At 68.2% G+C, this 4,339-nt stretch carries 4 protein-coding genes; 3 read left to right on the top strand and 1 reads right to left on the bottom strand.

Going from position 1 to position 4,339, the window contains the following annotated elements; translation table 11 throughout:
• The first annotated feature begins 11 nt into the window (after positions 1 to 11).
• The 3 genes from HOP12_12475 to HOP12_12465 are packed head-to-tail and all read left to right on the top strand — an operon-like array spanning position 12 to position 3,518.
• Entirely contained in the window at positions 12 to 458 is a 447-nt protein-coding gene (locus tag HOP12_12475) for a hypothetical protein (GenBank protein NOT34970.1), read from the top strand.
• Positions 455 to 2,173 carry a HAMP domain-containing protein gene (locus HOP12_12470; GenBank protein ID NOT34969.1) on the top strand — a complete coding sequence of 573 codons (1,719 nt, stop codon included), beginning with the start codon at positions 455 to 457 and terminating at the stop codon, positions 2,171 to 2,173. Before HOP12_12475 ends, HOP12_12470 begins: the two co-directional genes overlap by 4 nt.
• Position 2,174: 1 nt before the next feature.
• Positions 2,175 to 3,518 (top strand): sigma-54-dependent Fis family transcriptional regulator, encoded by a 1,344-nt coding sequence (locus HOP12_12465; GenBank protein NOT34968.1) that lies wholly within the window; start codon positions 2,175 to 2,177, stop codon positions 3,516 to 3,518.
• 10 nt (positions 3,519 to 3,528) lie between these two features.
• Here HOP12_12465 and HOP12_12460 read toward each other — a convergent pair.
• Positions 3,529 to 4,339: hypothetical protein (locus tag HOP12_12460; GenBank protein NOT34967.1), on the bottom strand; the 811-nt coding region annotated here is incomplete at its 5' end.

The raw sequence follows: 4,339 nt of genomic DNA, 5'->3' as shown, positions 1-4,339 counted from the left end.
GCGCGCGGGGCATGATCGCGGCCACCACCGCGGTGCCACCGGCGCTCGACTCGACGCTCGATGCGATGAACGCGCGCATGTTCGGCGGCGACCTGCTGCCGTGGCGTGAGCTGCGCGGCGCCACGGTGCCGGCGGCCGACAGCGCGAGCGCCCCGCGCTCGACGCGCTTCGTTGTCGACGCCTCGCTGCCCGGGCAACGGGTGCTCGAGCGATTTCTCAATCGCGATCGCGTCGCCGCCTCCGATACCGCAAGCGCACTGCACCTCGCGTACTTCGATCTGGCACGCCACGACCTGTCGGTCCAGCAGGCCGAGTGGAGCCGGCGCGGAATCACGCCGCTGTTCGCGATCCGCTGCGTGGTGCTGTGCGACGCGCGCCATCGGTTGCTGGTCGATCGGCTCGGCGCCGACACATTCGCAAACCTGCCCGAGTGCCCCCCGATCGAACGGCGGCGATGAACTCACTGCGGCTGCGGCTCATGCTCGGAGTCTCGCTGGTTGCGATCGTGCCGCTCGCGATCGCACTCGCGCTCATGAGCCAGCGCATCCAGCGCACCGTCGAAGCGCAGGCGGCCGAGCGCCTGAGCGCGGCACTCGGCTCGCTGCAAACGCAGCTCGCCGGTGACGCTGCGCGTCTGACCGAGAAGCTCGGACTGCTGGCGCGCGACCCACAGATGAAGCGGCTCTACCTGGTCGAGTCGGCGAGCAGCGCCGAGCTGTCGCGCTATCTGGCGGATCAGCAATTCCTGCTCGACCTCGACTTTCTGTTCGTGGTCGACGCGCAGGGCCGGCTGATCGCCGATGCGGCGACTGCCCCGACCGCACGCGCGCGTCTCGGGCGCGAGCCGCTGGTCGGCGCGGCACTCGGCGAGATGTCGCCCGATCCGCTGGCGCTCACGGCGGTGCAGGGCGCCCCTGCGCTGGTGCTCGACGCTGCGCAGTCGATTCGCTATCGCGACGAGTTGGTCGGGCGCATTCGCGGCGGTGTACTCCTCGATTCGACGCTGCTCGCGCGGCTCGCGCGCACCAGCGGTGTGGAGCTGGTGTTGTATGCGGGACGCGGCGAGCCGATCGCGACCTCGCTGAGAGACGGCGAAGCGCTGCCCGCGATCGGCAACCAGGTGGCGGAACGGGTCGAGATCGCAGGCCGCTCGTACCTGGCGCAGCGTCGCGCACTCGCGATCGGCTCCGAACCGCACGTGCAACTCGCGGGCCTCGCTGCCACCTCGTCCGCCGACGAGACGCTGGCCGCGTTGCGATGGACCTCGCTGTCGCTCGGGCTTCTCGGCGTGCTGATCGCGATGGGGCTCGGTGTGTTGTGGTCGCGGCAGGTCTCGCGTCCGGTCGAGCGACTCGCCCGTTTCTCGGATCAGATCGCGCGCGGCGAGTGGGATCAACCACTGGCCATGGAGAGCGTCGGAGAACTGCAGACTCTGGTCGCTTCGCTCGAACGCATGCGCACCGACCTGCGTTCCTATCGCGAGCGCCTGAGTGCCTCGGAGCGCCAGGCCGCCTACGGTCAGATGGCGCGAAAGGTGGCGCACGAGATCAAGAATCCGCTCACGCCGATCGCGGTCTCGATCGCGGACCTCAAGCGCTCCTACGATCAGAACCGCGCGGACTTTCCGCACATCCTCGAACAGGCGGTCCGCACCATCGGCGAGGAAGTCCACGCGCTCAAGCGACTCATCAACGAGTTCTCGGAGTTCGGGCGCTTCCCGCCGCCTCAGTTCGTGGCATTCGATGTGGCCGAACTCGTCACCGACCTGAAAACGCTCTATCGCCGCGAGTTCAGCGAGGCGCGACTGACCTTCGATCCCGCGCCCGCCACGCTGCGACTCGAGGCCGATCGCGCCCAGCTTCGGCAGGTGTTGCTCAATCTGATCCAGAACGGTCTCGATGCCGCGGCGCCGACCGGCCGCGTGAATGTGGGCATCGGGAGCGCCGGTCAGTGGCTCGAGCTGGTGGTGCATGACGACGGACCGGGCCTGACCGACGAGCAGCGTGCGCAACTTTTCGTGCCCGGATTCACCAGCAAGGCGCACGGCAGTGGACTCGGACTCACGATCGTGGAGCGGATCGTGACCGACCATGGCGGAACCATCGCCGTCGAGTCGACGAGCGGCCACGGAGCGACGTTCCGGGTGCGACTGCCCATGCGACGAGAGGTGTGACATGCCATCGCTGTTGATCGTCGATGACGAGCCGAACATCCGCAGCAGTCTCAAAGCCGCACTCGAACGCGAGGGCTATCAGGTCGACGAGGCCGCCAGCATCGCGGCCGCGCGTGACCGACTGCGCGAGGCCTGCGACTTCGTGCTGCTCGACGTGTGGTTCCCGGGCGAGAACGGGCTCGACCTGCTGGCCGAGATCCACGCGAGTGCTCCGGACACCACGGTGATCATGATGTCGGGCCACGCCACGCTCGATACCGCCATCCAGGCCACGCGGCTCGGCGCGTTCGACTTCCTGGAGAAGCCGGTCGCGCTCGAACGGTTGCTGGTGCTGCTCAAGAACGCCCAGACCACCCGCGCGCTGCAGGTCGAGAATCGCAGGCTGCAGGAGCCGTGGATGGCGCCACTCATCGGGGACTCGCTCGCGATTCGTTCGCTGCTCGAACAGATCGCGCTCGCCGGCCCCTCGCCCGCCCGCGTGCTGATCCGCGGAGAACACGGAACCGGCAAGGAGCTGGTTGCGCGAGCACTCCATGCCTCGAGCGCGCGTCGCGCGATGCCGTTTGTGGCCGTCAACTGTTCCGCGATTCCCGAGGAGCTGTTCGAGTCCGAGCTGTTCGGCCACGAGCGCGGCTCGTTCACCGGCGCGACCCAGGCGCGGCGCGGCCGCTTCGAGGAAGCCCACGGCGGAACGCTGCTGCTCGACGAAGTCGCGGACCTCAGCGCGCGCGCGCAGACCAAGCTGCTGCGAGTGCTCCAGGAAGGCGAACTCACCCGGGTGGGTGGCAGCCGGCCGATTCGCGTCGACGTGCGAGTGGTGGCGGCGACCAACCGCGACCTGTCGGCCGCGGTCGAACTCGAGACGTTTCGCGAGGATCTCTACTTCCGGCTCGCGGTCATTCCCATCACCGTGCCGTCGCTGCGCGAGCGCATCGAGGATGTGCCGTTGCTGGTCGAGCACTTCGTGGCCCAACTCACACGCGAGACTGGACGCAAACCCAAGACCTTCGCGCCCGGGGCCTTCGACGCGCTGAGCCACTACGCGTTCCCCGGCAACGTGCGGGAGCTGCGAAACCTGGTCGAGCGGCTGATCATCATGAGCGCAGGCAACCGTATCGGCGCCGACGAAGTGCGCGCGGTATTGCCGGCGCGCCCGAGCGATGACGCCGTCGGTGGACCGCTGAACGAAGCGGTGCGTGACTTCGAGCGCCACCACATCGAGTCGACGCTCAAGGCCGAAAGCGGCAACATGACGCGCGCAGCCGCACGGCTGGGGCTCGAACGCAGCCACCTCTACAAGAAGATGCGGCAGCTCGGGCTGCGCGGGGATGAGGAAAAGGGCTAGGTCGCGGCCCCTACCCGCTCAGCACCTCGTGGAACTTGGCAGCGATCACCTCGAAGCCCGGCCGCGTCGGGTGCAGTTCGTTCGCCCACGAAAGTTGATACGCCTTGCCGGCCAGCTCCGCCGACAGCAGTCCGCGCAGATCCACATACGTCACGTGCTCGAGTCCCGGCGTCGCAGCCACGTTCTTCGCCATCGCGTTGAAGCGATCCATCACCTGGCGCATGAGTCGCGTGTTGATCGCGAGATCGCCGTAGCCGCGCCGGCGAAAGCTCGGCTCGAGCCACGGACCGGGGAACGGCCCACCACCACCCATGTAGCCGCGCGCGTCCGGGACCGGGTAGTCGTAGCCGTGAATGAACACCTGCGGCTTGTCGCCGAAGTGCGCCTCATAGAGCCCGGTCACGGTGCCGATCAGTCGCACCATCGCGGCGCGCAGGCGTTCGTCGAAGATCCCGGCGAGCATGCCTTCACTCAATGCCGGAAGGCCTGAGTCGACGTGGTTGAGCAGCGTGGCGAGCTCGCCGCCCGCGATGTCGTTGCCACCGCCCGACAGCAGAATCGCCTGCGGCGTGCGGCCCTGCGCGGCGAGCTGCTCGAACTTGCGCAGCAGCTTTTCATACTGCCCGTCGTCGTATGCCATGTCCTCGACTCGATCACCCGCCTTGGCGACCGACTCGACCGAATAGCCGAACATGTCCTGCAACTTGCCGAGCACGTCGGCGAACGGGTAGTCGAACCACGAATCGCCCTCGGCCAGCAACAGCGCGCCGGTCGCGACGCGCCCACCGGCGACGCGTCCGGCGAGCCGCGTGGTCGCACGC

It is taken from the genome of Candidatus Eisenbacteria bacterium (genome assembly GCA_013140805.1).
Lineage (GTDB): Bacteria > Eisenbacteria > RBG-16-71-46 > RBG-16-71-46 > RBG-16-71-46 > JABFRW01.
Note: the sequence above shows the minus strand (reverse complement) of the source record. Positions and strands in the feature narration are given on the sequence as shown.

Bases quoted from the DNA above. Each gene is read 5' to 3' on its own strand.
- HOP12_12475 (NOT34970.1), top strand. From the start codon at position 12: ATGATCGCGGCCACCACCGCGGTGCCACCGGCGCTCGACTCGACGCTC.
- HOP12_12470 (NOT34969.1), top strand. From the start codon at position 455: ATGAACTCACTGCGGCTGCGGCTCATGCTCGGAGTCTCGCTGGTTGCG.
- HOP12_12465 (NOT34968.1), top strand. From the start codon at position 2,175: ATGCCATCGCTGTTGATCGTCGATGACGAGCCGAACATCCGCAGCAGT.